The following is a 2198-nucleotide window of genomic DNA, read 5'->3' as shown; positions in this document are numbered from 1 at the left end:
GGGGAGGCTTTTATGACCTCGGGTTGCCCGGATCAAGACGGCCAAGTGGCCTGCAACCGACCCTTCGGCAATGAACGGGCCAGTGAACCGATGCGCAATTACCCCTTCCAGCCCGGACCGGAGGACATAGAGAGGATTCTTCCCCAAATATGGGATGATGACCTCGTAAAAAGTCTTAATCGTCGTGAAAATGGGGATGGAGTCGAGTAATATGACAGCCCTTCGGGCAATGATTCAAAAGGCCTGGGAAACCAGGCAGGAGTTCAAGTCGGAAATATGGTTTTCAGCCCCCGGGGCTAAGCACTATGATAACCCATATTATTCGAACCGCCCATTTTCCTTTGCCAATCTAAGTGTCACCGGGGAAGCCTGCGCCTGCCGATGCGCCCATTGTGAGGGCACGTTGCTGCAGACCATGATTGGGGCGACCAGCCCGCAAGCGATGCGCAGGGTAGTTGACAAGCTGCTGAAAAATGGCTGCCGGGGTATTCTGGTGAGCGGGGGCGGCAACTCCAATGGGGAAGTTCCCCTGCAGCCCTTTGTGGAAGTGATGGGTTATGCCAAACAAATGGGGCTGAAGGTACTGGTGCATGGCGGGCTAATTCGGCGGGAAACGGCCGCCATGCTGAAAGAAGCCGAGGTGGATCAGGTATTGATGGATGTGATTGGCGATGAAGAAACGATCCGCGAAGTCTGTCGCCTCAACCGGAAACCTGACGATTATCTTCAATCCATGCTCTGCTGTCGCGACGCAGGTTTAAATATTGCCCCTCATATCGTAATCGGTTTGCACTTTGGTCAAATCCGGGGGGAACGGCGGTCCCTGGAAATGATCCAGCAGGCAGATCCTGAAACGATCGTACTGGTTATCTTGACCCCTGCCAGTGGAACCGCCATGGCGGGGATTCAACCGCCATCGATGGATGAGGCAGCCGAAATAATGGCAACCGCACGGGTTTTAAATCCCGCTACGCCGATAACCCTGGGTTGCGCACGACCGCCGGGTCAATACAAACGACGGGCTGAGATGAATGCAATCGATTGCGGCGTGAATGGAATCGCTTATCCTGATGAAGCCACCGTTGCTTATGCGCGGAATAAAGGTTTGAAAACGGTATTTTCAGAAGACTGCTGCAGTCTGCCGGGAGAAAGATGCAGTGAATAGGAACCGAACCTTCTCCTTATGATCCAATATCGAAAAACTCCTTCAAAGTTTTAGGGACAGGTCTTGCAAGGACCGGCAGTTGATGTTTGCTCCCACAGCCGCCAGTCGCTACGGTTTGTCTTCCCGATCCTCAGCGCATACCGGTGATCGACGCCGTTACCGTACGGGGGTCGCGAGTGGGCCAGCGGCCGCTGTCCACCTGAGCCAGGAAGTCGCCGACGATCGCGTTGAACTCGTCCGGCTCCTCCGCGTTGATGCCGTGCCCGCAATTTGGCTTGACGGCCATGGCCGCCGTCGGGATGTTCTGTTTCATCAGGAATGCCCGGCCAGCAGGCGCTTGAACTCGGCAAAGCCTCGCGGGTCCTTGTTCTCGAACTGCACGCGGGTGGGGCCGTACGCGTATTTTTCGGCGAAGGCGGCCATGCCCTGGCTCTTGATGAAGGCAGCGGTCACATCTGCCTCGGCGCGAAACTTGTCGCGCTGCGACGGCTCGGCGCCGTAGCCGCAGCCGCCGACGGTGAGCGAGCGGGCGCGCGCCGGATGGCGGAAGCCGAAGTGCAGCGCGGCGAAACCGCCCATCGACAGGCCGACGACATGCGCACGAGCGATCCCGAGATGATCGAGCACCGCAGCGATGTCGTCGGCGGCGCGGTTCTGAGAATAGGAGGAGATCTCCTCAGGCACGTCGGAGGGCGGATAGCCGCGCGCGTTATAGGCGATGGCGCGATAGCGCTGGCCGAAATGCCTGACCTGCGGCTCCCAGCTGTGTTGGTCGCCGGCGAATTCATGCACGAAAACGACCGGCGTGCCTGACCCGGTCTCCTCGTAGTACAGTTTCACTCCGTCGTCGGTGGTGGCGTACGGCATTTTTCCCCTCTCCTAAGAATTTGCTTCTAACGGGTCAAGTATAGGAAGACGGCTATTGCGTGTCAAGACCATTTGTCGTCGGGATCGCCGGAATCCGGCCGAGACCGGAAAAGTCGAACATCGTCAGTTTCCTTCCCAGACAAAGGGTTTTTCCCGAGCGAAGTCC

At 57.6% G+C, this 2198-nt stretch carries 2 protein-coding genes and 1 pseudogene; 2 read left to right on the top strand and 1 reads right to left on the bottom strand.

Annotation, left to right across the window (positions count from 1 at the left end):
* Both NTW95_06795 and NTW95_06790 read left to right on the top strand, forming a co-directional pair.
* Window positions 1-210 (top strand): hypothetical protein (locus tag NTW95_06795; protein ID MCX6557124.1); only part of this gene is annotated, 210 nt, incomplete at its 5' end.
* A 19-nt stretch (window positions 211-229) separates the two neighbouring features.
* Window positions 230-1165 carry a radical SAM protein gene (locus tag NTW95_06790; protein ID MCX6557123.1) on the top strand — a complete coding sequence of 312 codons (936 nt, stop codon included), beginning with the start codon at window positions 230-232 and terminating at the stop codon, window positions 1163-1165.
* Window positions 1166-1295: 130 nt separating this feature from the next.
* Here NTW95_06790 and NTW95_06785 read toward each other — a convergent pair.
* A pseudogene (locus tag NTW95_06785) lies at window positions 1296-2032 on the bottom strand (alpha/beta hydrolase).
* Window positions 2033-2198 lie beyond the last annotated feature (166 nt).

It is taken from the genome of Candidatus Aminicenantes bacterium (assembly GCA_026393795.1).
GTDB lineage: Bacteria > Acidobacteriota > Aminicenantia > UBA2199 > UBA2199 > UBA2199.
Note: the sequence above shows the minus strand (reverse complement) of the source record. Positions and strands in the feature narration are given on the sequence as shown.

Bases quoted from the DNA above. Each gene is read 5' to 3' on its own strand.
- NTW95_06790 (MCX6557123.1), top strand. From the start codon at position 230: ATGATTCAAAAGGCCTGGGAAACCAGGCAGGAGTTCAAGTCGGAAATA.